Origin of the sequence: Rhodanobacter umsongensis (assembly GCF_042654965.1) — a bacterium.
Classification (GTDB): domain Bacteria; phylum Pseudomonadota; class Gammaproteobacteria; order Xanthomonadales; family Rhodanobacteraceae; genus Rhodanobacter; species Rhodanobacter umsongensis.
This window is the reverse complement of the sequence record NZ_JBHSMK010000009.1, coordinates 422,959-442,752: the sequence shown is the minus strand read 5'-3', so window position 1 is coordinate 442,752 and position 19,794 is coordinate 422,959. Positions and strand designations below refer to the sequence as shown.

General features: G+C 66.8%; 12 protein-coding genes. 5 read left to right on the top strand and 7 right to left on the bottom strand.

What is annotated here, in order from left to right:
* Nucleotides 1–92 precede the first annotated feature (92 nt).
* A complete protein-coding gene (locus ACFPME_RS14710) occupies nt 93–989 on the top strand; it encodes a bifunctional helix-turn-helix transcriptional regulator/GNAT family N-acetyltransferase (RefSeq protein ID WP_377306407.1) in 897 nt (298 codons plus the stop codon).
* Between the two features lie 118 nt (nt 990–1,107).
* On the opposite strand, the gene ACFPME_RS14705 is transcribed toward ACFPME_RS14710, so the two are convergent.
* Nucleotides 1,108–1,950: a class I SAM-dependent methyltransferase gene (locus tag ACFPME_RS14705; RefSeq protein WP_377306406.1), complete on the bottom strand. Its 843-nt coding sequence runs from the start codon at nt 1,948–1,950 to the stop codon at nt 1,108–1,110.
* A gap of 216 nt (nt 1,951–2,166) precedes the next feature.
* Between ACFPME_RS14705 and ACFPME_RS14700 the strand changes: the two genes are divergently transcribed.
* A complete protein-coding gene (locus ACFPME_RS14700; RefSeq protein ID WP_377306405.1) occupies nt 2,167–3,123 on the top strand; it encodes a VOC family protein in 957 nt (318 codons plus the stop codon).
* Between the two features lie 181 nt (nt 3,124–3,304).
* Here the strand turns inward: ACFPME_RS14700 and ACFPME_RS14695 are convergent, their stop codons facing one another.
* Nucleotides 3,305–4,987, bottom strand: coding sequence for a hypothetical protein (locus ACFPME_RS14695; RefSeq protein WP_377306404.1), 1,683 nt, complete (start codon nt 4,985–4,987; stop codon nt 3,305–3,307).
* A gap of 438 nt (nt 4,988–5,425) precedes the next feature.
* Nucleotides 5,426–7,636 (bottom strand): TIR domain-containing protein, encoded by a 2,211-nt coding sequence (locus ACFPME_RS14690; RefSeq protein ID WP_377306403.1) that lies wholly within the window; start codon nt 7,634–7,636, stop codon nt 5,426–5,428.
* Between the two features lie 292 nt (nt 7,637–7,928).
* Between ACFPME_RS14690 and ACFPME_RS14685 the strand changes: the two genes are divergently transcribed.
* Both ACFPME_RS14685 and thpR read left to right on the top strand, forming a co-directional pair.
* Complete coding sequence (locus tag ACFPME_RS14685; RefSeq protein ID WP_377306402.1) at nt 7,929–8,651, top strand: glutathione S-transferase family protein; 723 nt, start codon at nt 7,929–7,931, stop codon at nt 8,649–8,651.
* A gap of 567 nt (nt 8,652–9,218) precedes the next feature.
* A complete protein-coding gene (gene thpR / locus ACFPME_RS14680) occupies nt 9,219–9,797 on the top strand; it encodes an RNA 2',3'-cyclic phosphodiesterase (RefSeq protein WP_377306401.1) in 579 nt (192 codons plus the stop codon).
* Nucleotides 9,798–9,853: 56 nt separating this feature from the next.
* On the opposite strand, the gene ACFPME_RS14675 is transcribed toward thpR, so the two are convergent.
* The 4 genes from ACFPME_RS14675 to ACFPME_RS14660 all read right to left on the bottom strand — a co-directional run bounded on the left by ACFPME_RS14675 (nt 9,854) and on the right by ACFPME_RS14660 (nt 14,319).
* Nucleotides 9,854–11,089, bottom strand: coding sequence for an MFS transporter (locus ACFPME_RS14675; protein WP_377306400.1), 1,236 nt, complete (start codon nt 11,087–11,089; stop codon nt 9,854–9,856).
* A gap of 168 nt (nt 11,090–11,257) precedes the next feature.
* Nucleotides 11,258–11,602, bottom strand: coding sequence for a hypothetical protein (locus tag ACFPME_RS14670; RefSeq protein WP_377306399.1), 345 nt, complete (start codon nt 11,600–11,602; stop codon nt 11,258–11,260).
* Between the two features lie 169 nt (nt 11,603–11,771).
* Entirely contained in the window at nt 11,772–12,929 is a 1,158-nt protein-coding gene (locus tag ACFPME_RS14665; protein WP_377306398.1) for a hypothetical protein, read from the bottom strand.
* The gene (locus ACFPME_RS14660) at nt 12,904–14,319 is read right to left on the bottom strand and encodes an MBOAT family O-acyltransferase (RefSeq protein WP_377306397.1); all 1,416 of its coding nucleotides are present in this window, start codon (nt 14,317–14,319) and stop codon (nt 12,904–12,906) included. Before ACFPME_RS14660 ends, ACFPME_RS14665 begins: the two co-directional genes overlap by 26 nt.
* A gap of 470 nt (nt 14,320–14,789) precedes the next feature.
* Here ACFPME_RS14660 and ACFPME_RS14655 point away from each other — a divergent pair, with 470 nt between their 5' ends.
* Nucleotides 14,790–19,718 carry an NAD-glutamate dehydrogenase gene (locus tag ACFPME_RS14655; RefSeq protein WP_377306396.1) on the top strand — a complete coding sequence of 1,643 codons (4,929 nt, stop codon included), beginning with the start codon at nt 14,790–14,792 and terminating at the stop codon, nt 19,716–19,718.
* Nucleotides 19,719–19,794: the final 76 nt, after the last annotated feature.

Genomic DNA, 19,794 nt, shown 5'->3' with positions numbered 1-19,794 from the left:
GGCGATGACATGGTCGCGCGCTTCACGGGGCGCGCACTGCCGCGCAGGGAGCGGTTGACTTGATGCGTCCATTACCTGACCATAGTCAGATAATGGACGCAGAGCATCTGCAACAGGTTCGCCGCTTCAACCGTGCGGTCACGGGACGGATCGGTGTGCTCAGTGACGACTACCTGGGCAGCGGCCGGGCGCTTGGCGAGGCGCGGCTGATCTTCGAGATCGGTCGGGGAGGCGCCGATATCCGCGACCTGCGTGTACGCCTGTCGCTGGATTCAGGATATCTCAGCCGGCTGTTGCGCTCGCTGGAGAAGCAGGGCCTGGCGACGTCGCAGCGTGCCGCGGGCGACGCACGCGTGCGGCAGGTCAGGCTGACTGCGAAAGGGCGAAAGGAGTGGGCCGCGCTCGATCGGCGTTCGCAGGATGTGGCCGTCTCGTTGCTGACGCCACTGGGCGAGCGGCAGCGGGAGCGGCTGCTTGCCGCGATGGGGGAAGTGGAACGGCTGCTGCGCGCGTCCTCGGTAGTGATCGAGCCTGCCGATCCCGGCAGTGCCGATGCCAGGTTGTGCATCGAGGGGTATTTCAGCGAATTGCAGGAGCGCTTCGAGGCGGGGTTCGATCCCACCCGCAGCATATCGGCCGATCCCGCGGAGCTCGTGCCACCAGCCGGACTGTTGCTGCTCGCGCGTCTGGACGGACAGCCGGTGGGTTGCGCTGCACTCAAGATCAGCGGACGCCGGTTCGGCGAGATCAAGCGCATGTGGGTGGCGCCGTCGGCGCGTGGGCTGGGCATCGCACAACGCCTTCTCGATGCGCTCGAAAAACACGCCGCGGATGCCGGCCTTTCGGTGCTGCGACTGGATACCAACCGCACGCTCGGCGAAGCTCGGGCACTATATGCCCGGAATGGCTACGTGGAGATCGCCCCGTACAACGCCAACCCATATGCCGACCATTGGTACGAGAAGCGCGGGCTGCGGCCGCGGAAATAGCATCAGGAGAACCCCCGCCCAGGTGGCCGCCGTAAAGCGCGGCCGCCTCGCGCGGGCACCCATTCAAGTGACGTGGCGGGCGCGGGTTCACCGGCTCGGTTGCGACGTCGGCCCGGTCTCAGCGGCGCGTGGCCAATACTCCATCCAGCGCCAGCTCTGCCCTGAAGCCGGCTTTCTCCAGCCGCCTCGCCACTTCGCGGGGAACATCCCTGCCGCTGGTGAGCTTGTTCGGGCTGCCGGTGTAATGGAACAGGCGGCCGCCGCGGCGTAGCACGCGCGCCAGCTGGTCGTAGAACGCCTGCGAATACAGTTCGCCGGCAATGCCGAAGCGCGGCGGGTCGTGCAGCAGCGCATCCATCGAAGCATCGGCGATATGGGCGATCGCCTGGGAAACATCGGCTTGGGCGAGCTGCAGGCGACCGCCGCTGACGGAGGTGTCGGGGTCCGGTGACCACGGATTGAGCGTGCGCAGCCACAGCACATCGGCGTTCTTCTCGAACGAGTGGATGCGCGCCACGCCCGCTTCCAGGCAGCAGGCCGCGAAGTAACCCAGGCCGCCGCAGGTGTCGAGCACCCGCTTGCCACGCGGTTCGATCAGCGACACCTTGCGGCGCGCATCCTCGAACGGCGACTCCTTCGACGTGGGCAGCATCTTGATGCCATCGATCTCGAAGGTGGGCGCGCCCCACTCGGTGGGTACCAGCTTGATCAGCGAACCGGCATAACGCGACACCGGCGCGAACTCGTCGCCATCCCAGTAGTGGATCGTGCGGTCCTTCAGCTTGTGCGCGTACGGATAGCGCTGGCCCCGCCACTGCCATGTCTCCGTTTCCAGCAAGGCACTGCCGTTCGAGATGCCCAAGTCGAGCGAGCCGGTCCATGCGTCCGCACCGGCATCGCGTGCGGCCAGCAGTGCTTCGGCAGTGGGGCGCGTGAGCAGGGGGCCGGCATAGTGCGACACGATGGACGATCTCCGGAAGCTCGCCGCAATGCGACGGAGGCGCGGCATCGTAGCGCACCGGCACGGCTGTTGCGGGCAACGCGGCATTTGTCCCATGTGGCGAAGAATGACCTCCGAGGTTATTGCGCAGATGGCGGTGTCCGGCAAGCATGAGCGCCCTTCATCCGTTCATCTGTCGATCCCCCGGGGAGTAAAGCCGCTGTGCGATCCGTCGTCATGTTGTGTGCATTGTTGATCTTCGGTCTGGGCCAGCCCGCGGCGGCCGCGACGAGGCCGCCCGGCGCGGGGTACTCGATCGACCATGTCCTGTTGTGGGGGCGCGGTATCGACCAGGTGAGCGCGGTCATGGCGGTGAAGCTCGGCTTCCAGGTCCGGCCTGGCCGCAACCCCGGTGGCGTGGCCAATCGCTACGTGCGGATGTCCGATGGCAGCTATCTCGAACTGCTGGGCATCACCCGGCCGGATGCCGCGATGGATCCGGGCATGCAGGCGGATCAGGCGAGCCTGCATGGCGGGCCGGGATCGCGTACGTTCGGGCTGCGTTCCACGGAACTCGACGCCACGCGCACGCTGATGCAGCAGCGCGGCCTCCAGCCGACGCCCGTGTTCGCCGCGTCGCTCGACGATCCGGACGGCGACGGCCCGTCCGCGCCGCCACGCTGGCGGCTGTTCGCGTTCGATCGCCAGCCGCTTTCGAGCAATCTGTTCTTCATCGACTACGCCAGGCTCGGCGAGACCGCCGTGCGAGTCGCGGATGATCGTGCCGCCCGCGAGCACCCCAACACGGCGCGCGAGCTGTCCGCGGTGTGGCTGCTATCGTCCGACGCCGACGCGGCCCGCGGGCAGTTCGAGCGCATGGGTTTCACCGGCGCGACGCCGGTTCGCATGGCGCGGATAGCAGCCCGCGGCTGGGCGGTGCCGGTAGGGCGCAAGCGGGTTCTCGTGCTGCAGCCGGACGGCCCGGGAATCGCTGCGGACGCCCTGCGCAAGGGTGGGCCGCAGGTGCTGGGAGCAAGCATCGGGGTGGCGGATCTGGCTCGCGCAAAACGGCAGGTCGAGCGCGGCTACGAAAGAGCGTTGCCTGCTTATCGCGGTGTGCTTGGCGATTCCTTCCTGGCCCCGACGCAGGACGACCTTGCGCTGCTGATCGAGTTTCATGCCATGTCCCGGTAATCGACGCGCATGCTCCGCCGGGAGACCTTCCCGAGCCACGTCGAGGCGACCGACGATCTGGCCCGGACACGACCCGCGAAGTGCCGGCGGACCCTGCCGCGTGCAACGCGCAGTTTGACCGCTGGTTCCCACCTGCCGGTTCCAGCCGGCATGGCCGGGCCGCAAACTGTCCGGCACTGTTCTACAGCTTGCTGTGCTCCACCTGCCGCTCGCGTTGCATCAAGGTCCATTCGGCATGTTCGGTCAGGGCCGCGTCGCCCAGCGAAAGCAGGATCTCGCGCTGCTGGACCGGATCGTCGGTGCGATCCAGCGCAGCGCGGGCGCCGGCGAAGATGCGCCGCATGAAGCGGTACTGGCGGATCAGCTCCTTGTCCGCCTTGCGGTAGGAGTAGGCCTCGCGCACGGCAGCGATGATCGACAGCACGGCCATGATCATCACCAGTGAGACCTTGGCATCCTGTGACAACGCGAGCGCGAACACAGCCAGGAAAACGCTGATCGCCACGCCGCCCCACAAGCTGATCCTGCCGATCGTTTCGGTCATGTGGTGCACGCCGGTGCGCTCGACGATCTTGCGTTCGTAGTAATGCAGTTGCCCGCACGTTCCCGGTTCGCCCACCCATTCGGCGATGACGTCGGCCAGCGCAGCCGAGGTGGCCTGCTGCGGCTGGATCGACGGATGCAGGCTCGCAGCGCGCATGACGTTGCGGATCCAGCCCAGTTCGATGTTCTGCTTCTGCAGGAAATTGTCGTGCGCGAATTCGTGATCGGCATGGGCCGAGATGCCCGCGCGCCGCCAGTACGACTGGATGCGCAGGCCCTCGGCCAGCGCGCGGTAGTCCAGGTACTTGCGGTGCCAGCCGCGATGTTGCGCAAGCAGGGCCACGGCACCGCCGCCGGCGAACAGCAGCAGGAACAGATAGATCAGAAAATCCCGGGCGGGCAGGTGCGCATAGAAGGTAAACGCGATACCCATCAGCGCGGCCAGCGTGTAAGTCAGCCGCATCGCCAGCAGCACGCGTTTCTGGAAATGCAGGGCCAGCCAGTCGGCCGCATGGAAAGTGCGGTCGATGGTCGCCGTGGCGTCCGAGCGGACGCCCGGCGAGGTGGCTTCGATGGCAGCCGCGTAGCGTTCGCAATCGGCGTTGAACTCCGCCATCCGCGCAAACATCAGGCGGAACTCCGCCGGCAGTTCGTCGCTGATGGCGGGCATGTCGGCGTTGCGCCAGCCTGCCTGCAGCGGCAGCAGGCCCGCGGCCGGCGCGCCATCGGGCCGCGCGCGCGAGCAGACGATGTGGTACAGCAGGCTTTCGTCGCCACCGCCAAGCACGTGGCGCGTGCCGCGACGGCGATCGATCACGCCGGGCAGCGTGCCGGTGAGGTGGTAGTCCACGATCTGCGCGGTGCCGCCGAGGTGATCGGATACCTTGCCATCCCAGATCGCCAGCAGGATGTGGCAATGGCTGGCGATGTATACGCCGGCCTTGGCGTACTGCCGATCGCGCGGCGTGCCTTGCGATGCGACCGCATGGTTTGCTGGATCCCCCAGGTTCGACAGCAGCACGATCTCGGCCTGGCTGCAGAGCAGGTCGAAGTTGGCGCGCACCGCGGCGTCCGTAAAGTCATCCACATACAGCTCCCGCGGGAGCGGCAGCGGTGCAATCAGGCGTGCGCCGTGATCGAGCGCTTCCTGCGCGACCAGCTGGTCGCCGCCCTCGGCCAGCGCCGAAAGCACCACCAGCGGCAGGTCGGGCAGATCGCGGCGCAGCCGGGCAAAAAAATCCCGCACGCGTTGCCGGATCGGTTCGATCTCGCACGCAGGGATGTTTCGATGGCTGGTAACACCGACAACCAGGGGCGTCATAGCGGCTTCCGGACGAAGGGGTGCCACGATGGGCAATGCAGCACCACGTGACCGCATGACCGGCCACACGCCTGCCGCGTGCCGTTCCGTGCCACCGGCCCGACCTGCCGCCGGGCTGGTGGCATGACGCGGGCGTGCCTAGCTGGGCTTGATCCGCGGTGCGGTCGTGGTACCGGGCGCGGGCGCCCGCGGCTCGAAATCCGGCTCTGGCTGCCGCCTCGGGTCGTTGCTCTGTTCTTCCTCGGTGTCCGGGGCGTCCCGGTTATCATCGCCGGTCATTGACATGATGATCTCCTGTCGTGGTGGTGGAAGTTGCGGTTCGCCGCGTCCGTACGTGTGCATGTCCGGGTACGCGGTGTGCTCGTCTGACTCCTTGACCTCCAACGCATGCAGCGTTGTCCAGGTGTTCTTGTCTGACGCTGTTCGCCATGAGTTGGCCTAGGGACGCGGATTGCCGCCCGATGCGGCCAGCAGCTCCTGCTGGAAGGCGACATTGACCGGGTAGTCGATCCGTTCGCGTTGCAATAGCTGCAGCAGCGCCGCATCGCGATACCCGCTGCTCCACAGTTGCCGGATCAGCGGTTGTGCCTCGGTCGCCCTGCCGAGCGCCAGCAGCGCGTCGACCTGCAGCGCCAGCAGGCGCGGGTCGCCACGCCCGCTTTTCACCGTCAGCATCGCGCGCAGTGCGTTCTCGCGCCGTGACTTCGCCGCTGGCGCGTCCTCCACCGCGGCGAGCGACAACCGCGCACTCGTCGTGGCCAGCAGGGTCGCGCGATCGTCCGGCTGCTGCGCGAGCAGCGGGTCCAGCACGTGCAGTGCCGCACTGGCCTGCGTGCGCGAGGCGTCTGTCAGCCCTGCGGCACGCGACTGTGCAGCCAACTCGAGCCGCGCCTCGGCAGCCTCGCGCCGCCAGCCAGCGTTGGCGGGATCCTGTTTGGTCAGCGCGGCGAAGGTCGTCAGCGCCCGCGCCGCAAGCGCGCTTGCGGTGGGCAGGTCGCCGCTCAGCCGCCGCAACCGGCCCAGTTGGGTGGCGTACAACGCCGCGTGTTCCTGGAAATCGGTGTTGCTGGGATCGACCGCCTTCAGCTGCGTGGCGATGTCGACGGCTTGCTGCAGGTCTTCCATACCGGTTTCCAGGTCTCCGGCCAGCGCCCGCGTGCGCCCCAGGATGGCGCGCACGGTCAGCATGTTGTCGCGTTGGCTGACGTCCTTGGGATCACGCGCGGCCAGCGCGGCCTCGATAGCGTCGTCGGCGGCGTAGTGCGCCACCGCGGCGGCCAGTTCGCCGCGCAACAGCGCCAGTCTGCCCAGGTTGTTGTAGGCCGAGCCCAGCGTGGCCGCCCATTCCACATGGCGCGGTTGCGCGGCGACCAGTTGCTTCATCAGCGGCAGCATGCCCTGGTACTGGGCCAGGGCTGCATCCAGTTGGCCGCGCGCTTCCAGCACGTGGCCGATGTTGTTGTCGATCGTGGCCAGCTGGAACTTGAGCTGTACCTCGTCCGGCGTCAGTCGGCGGGCGCGCTGCAGCAGGGTCTGCGCGTCAGCGAAGCTCCGCTGCGCGGCGTCCAGTTGCCCTTCGCGCCAGTGCGTCATGCCGATGAACGCCAGGACTTCGGCGCAGGCGAGCTGTCGCCGGACGTTCGCGGGCGCGGCATCGGCAAGCGGTGCCGCCAGCTTCAGGGCGGCCTGGTAAGAGGTCATCGCGGCCGACAGGTGGCCTTGGTCCAGCCGCACGCTGCCGATCCTTTCGAGGGCCTTGATGCGTTGTGCGAGCGTTTCGTCGGTGACGTCGGCAGTAGGCATCGACTGGAAATAGCTCATGGCGTGGTCGTCGACGGCTTCCATGATGTCCAGCCGCGATACCTGCGCCAGCTTGTCGTTGAGATCGCCAAGCATGAAGTCGACCAGGTCTTCGGCCTGCTTCTGCCGGCGTTCGGCGGCGTGGCTGGCAGCCACCGCGGCATTGCGCGCGATCACGGCGGCGATCGCCAGCACCGTCGTCAGCGTCATCACCGCCAGCGCGACCGTGGCCAGCGCCGCCATGCGCCGGATGCGCCGCTGCAACTCGCGCCGTTTCAAGGCGTCGAAGCCGACATCCAGCATGCCGGCGATCAGCTTCAGCTTCGCGTCCGTCTTGCCATCCTTGCCGGGCCGCACATCGGCCGCGATCGGCTCGGTGCGCGCATCGGCCAGCGCACCGTCTTCCGCGAGCGGATGACGCAATGCCGGCGCGAAACACTCCTCGGCTTCGCGCCCTGGCAGGTCGCTGGCGCCAGGCTCGCCGTCGACGATCAGGCAGAAGATGCGCTCGCTGCGGCCGAGCCGCTTGAACGCCAGCACCTCCTGGTCGACCCAGTGCGAAGTGGCCGAACGCGGCGAGCAGATCACCAGCAGGCATGCCGACAGCGCCAGCGCCTCGTTGACCTTGCGGCCTAGGTCGGTAGCGCTGGCCAGCTCGTCGCGGTCGCGAAAGACCGGCGCGAGCCGGGCAGGGGTGATGCCTGCGGCAGTGGTCTGGCCGACCAGCCGCCGGGGGACCACATAGGCTTCCAGCGACTTGTGCAACCACGTCGCCCAGGCCTTGTCCCGGTGGCTGTAGCTGATGAAGGCGCGGTAGCGGAATACCGGCGTGGCGGAGGCTTGCGTCATCACGCACTGGACTCGTGCAAGAGCCATGCAGTCCCTTGCAGGGAAGCCCGTCGCTGCATTGACGAAGCGGCAGACTCCCGCCCCCCGTCGGCTGCCTGCCGGCAGAAGATAGCACCGGGAGCGTGATGGCCGTCATTTTGAGTCCGCCATGGCGGGGTCATGCGCGCGCGGAATGTTGCCGGGTTGCCGCGAACATGCGCAAATGCATGGCCCGGCATGGCGTCACTACTGACATGAAGTTGTCAGCAGCTCCCCTCCACGCTTCCATCTTCTTCCCTGATCAGGTACGTCCATGGCTTCATCGAGCCTCACCCTTTACGTCAGCCGCGCCGCTTTCGGCTTGCCCGATGCCAGCCCGTTCGTCATCAAGACCGAGGTGCAGCTGCAGATGGCTGGCGTGGCCTACGAGCGCGCCTCGGCAATTCCGCCGCAGGCACCGAATGGCAAGCTGCCTTACGTCAACGACCATGATGAGGTGGTGAGCGATTCCACCTTCATCCGTGCGCATGTCGAGCGCAAGTACGCCGTGGATCTGGACGCGGGCCTGGATGCATGCCAGCGCGCGCAGGCCTGGATGATCGAGCGGTTGCTGGAAGACCACCTGTACTTCGCGATGGTGTGGTTCCGCTGGATCGACCCGGACAACTTCGCCAAGGGGCCGGCGCATCTTGCCGATGGCGCGCCCGAGGCCGATCGCGCACAACTGCGCAAGGACATGCAGGCGCGCAAGGTGGCTGAATTGCATGCGCAGGGCCTGGGGCGGCATTCGCCCGCGCAGATCGCCGCGCTCGGCGAGCGCTCCATTGATGCGCTGGCGCAACTGCTGGGCGACCAGCCGTACTTCATGGGCGCGTCGCCCACCGGCGTGGATGCCACCGCATTCGGCATGCTCGCCTGCGTCATCACGCCGTTCTTCGATACGCCGCTGCGCCGCGCGGTGCAGGCGCATTCCAACCTGGTCGCTTACGTGGCCCGCATGATGCAGCGCCATTACCCGCGGCATGCCTGGGACTGATGGCCGATCACGTGGGCGACAGGCGGGGCCGCTCCGGCAAGGCTGGAATCGGCCCCTTTGCGTGCCGCACCGATCGGGCGACATGCGACTGCCGACTGCCGGCGCGTCGCCCGGTCCGGCCCGCGCAACTGCGCAGGCGCGGCAGGCCGCCGGGGGCGAGGCGACTTTCGCACGCCATTCGCCAGTTCCGGCAGGCAGGGCGATGAAGGCGCTGCAGACAGGCCTGCCCGCTCTGCTCGTGCGCGCCAATGCGCAGCCGCCGACCCGTCGTTGATCAGGCGCACGGGACCGCGCATGTCGAAGTTCGGCGGGGCGAGGGTCCGGCTGCCAGGGCCAGGGGGACGAGGAGTTTCAGACGGATCATTCCCCTCATTCCCTTCATGCGCTTCGGCACAAGCTTGCTTTAGATGCGTTGGTCGACGAATGCCTCCGGATGGGCGTGTGTCGACGCTGCGCCAGTCGATCCATCGCGGCTCCGACAACGACAGGTGCCCGCCAGCCAGGCCCGGCTGGCCGCCCGATAGGGCGTTGTACGATGCGGCTCGAAAAACCTCGGCGGAACACACGATGTCGCAGCAAGCACCCCTTCCCGGCTTTGCGCCGGTGGCGGCCACGGACCGGCTGTTTCTGGCGCTCTTTCCGGATCGGGAGATCGCGGCGCAGATAGCCACGCTTGCCGCTGCCCAGTGCGCGCATCACGGCTTGCGCGGCAGGCCGCTGGCCACCGAGCGCTTCCACGTCACGCTGTTCCATCTCGGCGACTCGGCCGGGCTGCGCCAGGATGTGGTGGATGCCGCATCGAGGGCGGCCTCGCGGGTGCAGGCGGCATCATTCGAGCTGGTTTTCGACAGGGTCGCCAGCTTTGCGGGGCGACGGGACAAGTTGCCGTTCGTGCTCAAGGCTGACGGCGGCAATGCGGCGCTGCGTGCGTTCCATGCAGAGCTGGCCGGGCGGCTTCGCGAGGTCGGCCTGGCGCATTTTGCGCGTGAGAGTTTCGAGCCCCATGTCACGCTGGCGTACGACGCGCGCACGATCTCGCCCGAGGCGGTGTCGCCGGTGCGCTGGCGGGCGCGCGAGTTTGTATTGATCCACAGCTTGCTGGGGCAGTCGCGCCATGTTCCGCTGGCGCGCTGGGCGCTCGCGTGATCGGGTTGGCACGTCGGGCGGGGGGCTTGGCGCGCCGGTCGCGAGGCCGCCATCCGTCAGGCTTTGCGTCGGCGCGCGCGATGCACGACCGGCATCAAGGCCAGCACGGTGATGGTCGCAATGCCCGCGCCAGCAAGAAAAGTAGCCCGTGAACCGAAGGCGTCCCACAGCGTGCCGGCCACGGCGCTCGCCGCCAGCAGCGCCAGCCCGCTGACCAGGTTGAACACGCCGAACGCGGTGCCGCGCAGGTTCGCTGGCGCCGCGTCCGCCACCAGGGTGGCGAGCAGGCCCTGGGTCATGCCCATGTGCAAGCCCCACAACACCACGCCAAGCGCCAGGCCGCCCAGGCCGCCGACGAGCGCGAGCACCATATCCGACACCGCCAGCACGGCCACGCCAAGCGCGAGCAGCGTGCCGCGATCGAAGCGGTCGGCCAGCACGCCGACGGGATAGGACGAGAACGCATACACCACATTGAGTACCACCAGCACCAGCGGAATCAGCGCCAGGGCCAACCCCAGTTCCTGCGCGCGCAGGACCAGGAACGCCTCGCTGAAACGCGCCAGCGTGAACACGGCGGCAATCGACACCACGCCCCAGTACAACGGCGGCAGGCGCACCAGCTCGACGCGCGACAGCGGTGCGTGCACGCGCTTTTCCCGTGCCTGCGCGGGCCTGTCGTGCACGACGAACAGCACCAGCGCGAGGGCGGCGAAAGCCGGTGGCAGCGCGGCCCAGAACACCCATCGAATATTGTCGGCGGTCAGCCACATCAGGCCGATCGCCAGCGCCGGCCCGATGAACGCGCCGGCGGTGTCGAGCGATTGACGCAGGCCGAACGAGGCTCCCCGCAGCTCGCTCGGTGCGAGATCGGCGATCAGCGCATCGCGTGGCGCACCGCGAATGCCCTTGCCGATGCGATCGACGAAGCGCGCGGTGATGACCCACCCCACGGTGCCGGCGAGGGGGAACACGGGCTTGGTGAAGGCCGCCATGCCGTAACCGATCGCCACCAGCAGCTTGCGTCGTCCCAGCCAATCGGACAACACGCCGGAGAACACCTTGGTGATCGCCGCGGTGGATTCGGCGACACCCTCGATGAGCCCGACGGTCAGCGCCGAGGTGCCGAGCACGGTGACCAGGTACACCGGCAGCAGCGCATGGATCATCTCCGAGGAGGTATCCATCAGCATGGAAACAAATCCCAGCGCCCAGATGCCCCGTGGTATCCGCCGCAGCGTCGAGCGCCTTCCCGCAACGTCGTTGGCGGATTCGTCTGCGGCAAGGCTCATCGAGACTCTCCATCGCATGGTCCGGAGCTAGAAACTCCGCTTCGAGGCGGAGTTTCCGCCAAGGCGGCTGCCGGCGCACCCGCCGGGCCGTGCGAGGTTCTCCGTGCCGATCAACCCCGACGCCTGCCACTGCCGGGCCGGTTGACGAACTCCGTGCTTCCGAACGGCCTATCCTCCGCAACCGCCGCAACAGATGGATGGCAACTCCACTACCTGGTGCGGCTCTACCTGGCAGCCGGCCTGCTGCATCAGGCCAAGCAGGTCCGTCATGGGGAGGTAGGTGGCGATTCTCAAGATGAAACCATCCCGCGCCATGGCCACTACCACCGCCGGATCCGAGTCATACAGGATGTCCTCGATGGCACCCAGGTCCGGCTTTGTCCCGGACATGTCAATGTGATATTCCATCGCCCGCTCCTCAAGATGTCGCACCAGACTGGCGTCCATGCCCATCATCGCCTCGACCCTGCGTCCGCCACCTTGACCCCGGTCATCGCCGAGCCAGATGCGCAAACAGGCGGTGCCGGACGTGGCGGGTTGCTGGAGCGCTGCATTCGCTGGCCGGTCATCGCGGCGTGTCCCGGTGAAGTGGGGCGGGATGATCAGTGGATCGGGCAGCGGGCCGGAATGTGCGCGGGGAATCGGGGTGTCCCCGTCGCGAAGGCAGGACGGCTCGCCGCAGCTACCCGGACGGCGGCGTGGACGTCGAGAACATCCGCTCGACGATCGGCACCAGCGCGATGGTGAAGCGTTTGGCCTCCGGCGCGGAAAGGTGCGACCACTCCGGCTGCTGGTAATTCTGCAGCTGCGGGTAGTCCGTGAAGTGGATGCCCGGTGCGTGCGTGCGTTGCAGCAGCACATCCCAGGTCCGCGCACGGGGCAGCACCTTTTCCTCCATGGCGTGGAACGGGCCGATGCTCGGCATGCGCACGAACACCACGCTGACGCCACGCGCGCGCAGCGTGGCCACCGCTGCGGCCGCCCGCGCGATCTGCGTGTCGATGACCCGCTGCAGCCCCGCGGGCGTAGCCATTTCCGGCGGCGGCGGCGCGGTGATCATCTGCATCCAGATGCCGCGGGCCAGCGCCCGGTAGCTGGCATCGGTTTCCAATTTTGGCCACATCTGCGTGTTGCGGTCCGCCCCGGAATTGGCCAGCTTGCGTACCGCTGGTCTCGGGTGAGTGCCCGGGCGCACCGGCCACGGCTGACGTTTCAGCACCGTGTCCAGCGCAAAGTCCGGGTCGTCGAAAGCCAGGAACGGCTCGAGCAAATGTGCCGACAGCCAGTGACCCACCCGCTGCGACGGACTCTGTTTGCGCGTATAGGCCAGCACATCGCCGCGGAAGGCCTGGCCGGAAAAGAACAGGCTTGGCGCGACACCGATCAGCAGGCGCCCGGTGAAATGCGGGTCGGCGGCCAGGTCTTCCAGGATCGGCACGGGCGAGGTGCCTTCCAGCGCAAGCTGGATCGGACGTTGGCCGGTGATCTGCTGCCACTGCGGCAGCTGCACGTCGAACAACACGCGCGACGAGCCGATCAGCACGGTCTGGTTGCCTTCGCCGTGATCGATGCGCAAGCGCTGCTGCGCCCACGCGCCATTGCTGTTGCGATAGCTCGGGGCAACGCCGAATGCACGCCAGTGCCATTCCCATGCGCCCAGCGCCAGCAGCGCGAGCACTGCCGCGCCAAGCCAGATCGTTCGCCACGGCTGCGCGGGGATATCGCGTTCCGGCACCGGCTGCGCCACGCCCGGGCGATCGGAGGCAGTGAGACGAACCCGGCCCGGACGCACGCCCGCGTCGCGAGCGACGATGTCAGAACTGGAAATAGATGAAGGCATTGCCTGCCCCCTGTGCGATCACGATGGTGAAAAGCATCACGCCCAGCGCCGCCGACAACGACAAGGCCGGCGCACGTTGCAGCATCGACTCCAGCGTGCGTTCGCGCATCAGCCAGTGCGCGGTCACCAGCCCGCCCACGATCAGCGCCGTCATCACCAGATGCATCGTGGGCAGGATCGGCCCGGCCGCCGCATTGGCGCCGGCCATGCCACGCAGCACGCTCCATGCCTTGGCGAAACTGTGCGCGCGAAAAAACACCCAGGTCACGTTGATCAGTGCATAGGTGAGCAATCCGAACGCCAGCAGCATGCCGGGACCCGGGCGGTAACCGGCAAAGCGCGCACGCAGCATCCGTTCGCTCGACAGGTACACGCCGTGCAGGCCGCCCCAGACCACGAAGGTCCAGCTGGCGCCGTGCCAGAGGCCGCCGAGCAGCATGGTGGTCATCAAGGCGAGATAGGTGCGCGCGGCGCCGTGGCGGTTGCCGCCGAGGGGAATGTAGAGATAGTCGCGCAACCACGACGACAGCGTGATGTGCCAGCGGCGCCAGAAATCGGAGAAGCCGATGGCCGCGTAGGGAAAGCGGAAATTGTCCGGCATCGCAAAGCCCAGGCACATCGCCGCGCCAATGGCGGTCGTCGAGTAGCCCGCGAAGTCGCAGAAGATCTGCCCACTGAAGGCGAGCGTGCCAAACCACGCATCCAGCGCGCCGGGGATCTTGTCGCTGTCATAGATCATCTCCGCAGCCTGGGCCAGAAAGCTGTCGGCCAGCACGATCTTCTGGAACAGCCCCAGCGTCATCAGCGCCAGGCCAAAGCGCAGCTGGCTGGCGCTGGCGCGATGCGGCTGCTCGAACTGCGGCACCAGCTCGGTCGGGCGCATGATCGGGCCGGCCACCAGGTGCGGAAAGAAGGTGACGAACAGCGCATAGTCGAGAAACCGGCGCGCCGGCAGGGCCCGGCGCAGATAGACGTCCAGCGTGTAGGACAGCGTGGCAAAGGTGTAGAACGAGATGCCCACCGGCAGCACGATGTCCCAGGCCGGCGGCACGTAGTGCACGCCGAAGCCCGCCATCAGCGCGCTGAAATTGTCCAGCAGGAAATGGCCGTACTTGAAATAGCCGAGCATGCCCAGATTGGCCACTACCGACAGCAGCATCCACGCCCGCCGCACCAGCGGCCTGCGGGCGTGGACCAGCTGCTGTGCGGCGAACCAGTCGACCACGGTGGAGATCCACAGCAGGATCACGAACGGTGGGTTCCACGCCGCGTAGAACAGATAGCTGGCGATCAGCAGGTTGACTTTCTTGGTGGTCCAACGGAACGGCATCGCGTGCAGCACCAGCACCACGGCGAAGAACGCCATGAAGGTGAGGGAATTGAAAACCATCGAAGGAATCCCCGGGGTGCGCCCGTGAGAGGGCGCGCGACTTCTAGCACTTTAATAAAAGATATGCAACGTCAAAGTGGCCGATAAAGCGTGGTTTGGATCACAATTTAATCATGCGGACGCACGATACCGGCGTCGGGCCATGCTCGGGCGCCGGCGAGGTCGCCTCGAATGTCGGCATCGCGCGCTGATCGCGTTCGCGCCTGCGGCGCATTCGATGTCGTGCGAACTGCCTTGGGCCAGCGCGCCGAGCGGCCCACCTCGTTGCCGCGAAATACCTCAGCTTCGACGCCTGCCGGACAGCACAACGTGCAGGCTCCATTCGACGACATCAGCGTTCGCTGAACCATGCGCACAAGCATGGTGCAACGCCGTGCGGCTCGGGTGGATTCGCCATGGCGCGCGGCGTATCCTTTGAAGGCTTTTTACCTACCATTCTCAATCCTTGTCTCCACTGACCAGTAGATGCCATGAATGCGACCCATGCGGCGAACGAAACTTCCCTTCCGTCTGTAGTGTTGGCAGAGCTGAAAAAGGGCGGTTTCTCGCCTCATCGCCTGAGTGAGGCGCAGGCTTTCTGCAACGCGTTCTTTGCGCGCATCGATGGCAGCGACGTGACCTTGCACACACCGGTGCAATGGGCAGCACTGGTAGGCGGCCTGCTGGAATTCATGCAGCAGCGCCAGCCCGGTTGCGCGTCGATCCGCATCCTCAATGCCGTGGGCCTGCATGCCGGCCGCAGCCTGTTGCAGATCGTCACCGACGACATGCCGTTCCTGGTCGACACGGTCAGCATGATCGTGTCGGCCAAGCTGCAGATCCACGCCGTGATCCATCCGGTACTGAAGGTGAGCCGCGATGACTCGGGCAAATTGCTTGGCCTGGGCGACGAGGCGGGCAGCGCAGAATCCATCATGCATTTCGAGATCGACCGGGTGGCCGATGATGCGGAGCAGGCGCAGTTGATAGCCCAGATCGATGCGGCGCTCGACGACGTGCGTGCGGCGGTGAGCGATTGGGCGGCGATCCGCAACAAGGCGCTGGCGATCGCCAACGAATTGCCCGGGCGCACGTTGCCGATGGACGCCGCCTCGGTACGCGAAGCCAGCGAATTCCTGCGCTGGATCGCCGACGACAACTTCACCTTCCTGGGCTATCGCGAGTACGAAGTGGCCGAGGCCGATGGCGACCGCGTGCTGCGCGCGGTGGATTCGTCGGGTCTGGGCATCCTGCGCAACAACGAGCGCACGATGGCGCCGCGCTCCTTGCGCACGCTGGCTGCCAGCGTCCTGCCGCAGTCCGGCGCCACCGACGCGATCATCCTGACCAAGACCAACGCGCGGTCGCACGTGCACCGCGCCGGTTACATGGATTACATCGGCGTGCTTCAGTTCGGCGCCAACGGGCAGGCCGTGGCCGAGCAGCGCTTCCTCGGTCTGTTCTCGTCCAACGCCTATATGGCGCGTCCGCAGGACGTGCCGCTGGTACGGCACAAGGTGGAGGCCGTGCTGGCGCGCTCGGGGCTGAAGCGCGATTCGTATTCCGGCAAGTCGCTGCGCCACATCCTGGAAACGCTGCAGCGCGAGGAGCTGCTGCAAAGCAGTGAGGATGAACTGTTTGCCACCGCGATGGGCATCCTCGAACTGCGCCAGCGTGCGCGCACGCGGCTGTTCGTGCGGCGCGATCGCTACGGCCGCTTCTTCACCTGCATGGTGTTCGTGCCGCGCGACCGCTTCAACACGTCCGTGCGCGAGCGCATCGAGACCCTGCTGGGTACGGCGCTGCATGCCGAGCAGAGTGATTCCTCGGTGCTGATGGGCGAGGCCGCGCTGGCGCGGCTGACCATCGTGGTACGCCCGAAACTCGGCGACCAGCCCAGCTATGACCTGGCGGCACTGGAGCAGGGTGTGGCCAGCATCGTGCGCAACTGGCACGACGAGGTGCGCGATGCGCTGGTGCAGTTGCGCGGCGACCATGAAGGCGTGGTGCTGGCCAACCGTTACGCCAAGTCCTTGCCGGCCGGCTACGTCGAGGACGTCAGCCCGGCGGTAGCCGCCGAAGATGTCTATCAGCTGTCTTTGCTGGAAGGCGACAACGCGCTGCGCATGTCGTTCTACCATCCGCCGAAGGCGCCCGAAACATTGCGCTTCAAGGTCTACCGGTCCGGTGGCGACATCGCGCTGTCCGAGGTCTTGCCGCAACTGGAAAACCTCGGCCTGCGCGTGCTGACCGAACACGTCTACGACATTCCCGGTGAAGCGCGCCGGTCGATCCAGGACTTCGAAGTGCAGCCGGTGGGCAAGCTCACCTTCACCGTCGAGCAGGTCGGCGCGCTGTTCGAGGATGCTTTCGAGCAGATCTGGCGCGGCCATGCCGAGAACGACGGCTTCAACCGGCTGGTGCTGGCAGCCAAGCTCGGCTGGCGCCAGGTGGCGATGTTGCGCGGCTACTGCAAGTACCTGCTGCAGGCCGGCGCGACGTTCTCGCAGGCGTACATGGAGGAAACCCTCAGCCGCTATCCGGCCATCGCCGGACTGCTGGTGGAGTTGTTCCTGGCGAAGTTCGACCCTCGCCGGGAGGCACTTTCCGCCGATGAGCTGAAAGCCGCCGGCGCTACCCTGGCCACCGAGATGCAGGCACTGATTCCGGCCAACGTGCAGAGCGCGCATCCGTCGTTGATCGGGGGCCTCAGCGCGGCGCTGTCCACAACGCGCGACGAACAGATCCGCACCGTGGAGCACACCATCGGCGTGCTGCTGGAGAACGTCGCCAGCCTCGATGAAGACCGCATCCTGCGCAGCTTCGTGGCGCTGATCCGCGCCACCTTGCGCACCAGCTTCTTCCAGCGGTGGGACGGCGAGCATCGCGGTTACATCAGCTACAAGCTCGATTCGCACATGGTGCCCGAGCTGCCCAAGCCGGTGCCGTATCGCGAGATATGGGTGTGCGCACCGCGCGTCGAAGGCATCCACCTGCGCTTCGGTGCGGTGGCGCGCGGCGGCCTGCGCTGGTCCGACCGGCGCGAGGATTTCCGTACCGAGGTACTGGGTCTGGTCAAGGCGCAGATGGTGAAGAACACGGTCATCGTGCCGGTGGGCTCCAAGGGCGGATTCTTCGTCAAGAAGGCGCCGGTCGGTGGCGATCGCGACGCGCAGCTGGCCGAGGGCATCGCCTGCTATCGCCTGTTCATCAACGGCCTGCTCGACATCACCGACAACCTGGTCGATGGCAGGGTGGTCAATCCCCATGACGTGGTGCGCCACGACGCGGACGACCCGTACCTGGTGGTTGCCGCCGACAAGGGCACGGCCACGTTCTCCGACATCGCCAACGCAATTTCGATCGAACACGACTACTGGCTCGGCGATGCGTTCGCCTCCGGCGGCTCGCATGGCTACGACCACAAGGGCATGGGCATCACGGCCAAGGGCGCGTGGGAATCGGTCAAGCGGCATTTCCGTTCGCTCAACCGCGATTGCCAGAGCCAGGACTTCACCTGCGTCGGCATCGGCGACATGTCCGGCGACGTGTTCGGCAACGGCATGCTGCTGTCCGAGCACATCCGCCTGCTGGCCGCGTTCGACCATCGCCACGTGTTCCTCGATCCGAATCCGGATGCGGCGCGCACGTTCGCCGAGCGCAAGCGCCTGTTCAGCGTGCCGCGCTCGAGCTGGGACGATTACGACAAGTCGCTGATCTCGGCCGGCGGCGGCGTGTATCCGCGCAGCGCCAAGTCGATCCCGATCTCGCCGGAAGTGCGTGCCGTGCTCGGCCTGAAGCCCGACGTCGAACAGCTGGCGCCGAGCGACCTGCTCAGTGCGATCCTCAAGGCGCCGGTCGACCTGCTATGGAACGGCGGCATCGGCACTTATGTGAAGTCCTCCGCCGAAACGCATGCTGACGTGGGCGACCGCGCCAACAACGCGCTGCGCGTCAATGGCGCCGACCTGCGCTGCAAGATCGTGGGCGAGGGCGGCAACCTGGGCTTCACCCAGAAGGGCCGCATCGAGGCAGCGCAGAAGGGCGTGCTGCTGAACACCGACTTCATCGACAACTCCGCCGGCGTGGACACCTCCGACCACGAGGTGAATATCAAGATCCTGCTGAACGATGCCGTGCAGCGCGGCGAGCTGAGCTTCGACGCGCGCAACACGCAGCTCGCCGCGATGACCGACGAGGTGGGCCAACTGGTGCTGTGGGACAACTACCGGCAGAACCAGGCGATCACCCTGATGGAGCACCAGTCGGTGAGCCGCATCGGTTCGATGGCGCATTTCATCCGCACGCTGGAGGCCGAGGGCACGCTGGATCGCCAGGTCGAGAACCTGCCGTCCGAGGCCGAGCTGATCGAACGCAAGACGCGTGGGCTCGGGCTTACCCGGCCGGAGCTGGCTGTGCTGTTGTCGTACGACAAGATCCGCCTGTTCCAGCAGATGCTCGACTCGGACGTGCCGGAAGATCCGTACCTGTCCAAAGAGCTGGTGCGCTACTTCCCGGTGCCGCTGCACGAGAAGTACGCCGAGCACATGCAGCGCCATCGCCTCAAGCGCGAAATCATCGCCACCGCGGTGACCAATTCGACGATCAACCGCATGGGCGCCACCTTCATGATGCGCATGCAGGAAGATACCGGCCAGCGCCCGGCGGCGATCGCCAAGGCATATACCGCGGCGCGCGAGATCCTCGAGGCGCGCGAGCTGTGGGCGCATATCGAGGCGCTCGACAGCAAGGTCGCCGAGGATACCCAGATCGATGCGATCAAGCAGATCTGGTCGCTGCTGCGGCACATGACGCGCTGGTTGCTCAACCGCCCGGGCGGATCGCTGGACATTGCCGCCAACGTGGAGCGTTACCAGGCCGGTGTGTCGGCGCTGCGCAAGGCCTTGCCGGACGTGCTGACGCCCACCGGCAAGGGCGATTTCTCGTGCAGCCAGGAAAAATGGGAAGGTCTCGGCATGCCTGCCGAACTGGCGTTGCGGCTGGCCCGCATGCCCGAACTGCGCGCGGCGCTGGACATGGTCGAGGTGGCGCAGCAGGGCGGTCAGCCGATCGAGAAGGTCGCCGGCGTGTTCTACGAACTGGGTGAGGCGCTGGATCTGGAATGGCTGCGAGATCAGATCGAGGCGCTGCCGGTGGAGGGTCACTGGCATGCGCAGGCGCGTGGCTCGCTGCTGGACGAACTCAACCATCAGCATCGTGCGCTGGCGCTGCAGGTTCTGGCGTTGTCCGGCGATCGCAAGGACATCTCGCCGGTGCAGGCGTGGTTGCAGCGCGACGATGCCGCGCTGCAGTACACCCGCAGCATGCTGGCGGAAATCCTCACCCAGAACGCGGATTACCCGATTGCCTCGGTGGCCGTGCGCCGTCTGGCCCAGCTGGCGCAGGTGCCGGTGAGCTGAGTTCTTCGGGCTCGGTACGTTGAACCATGAGGGCGCCGGACCAGACATGGTCTTGCGCCCTCATGCTGTGTAATCT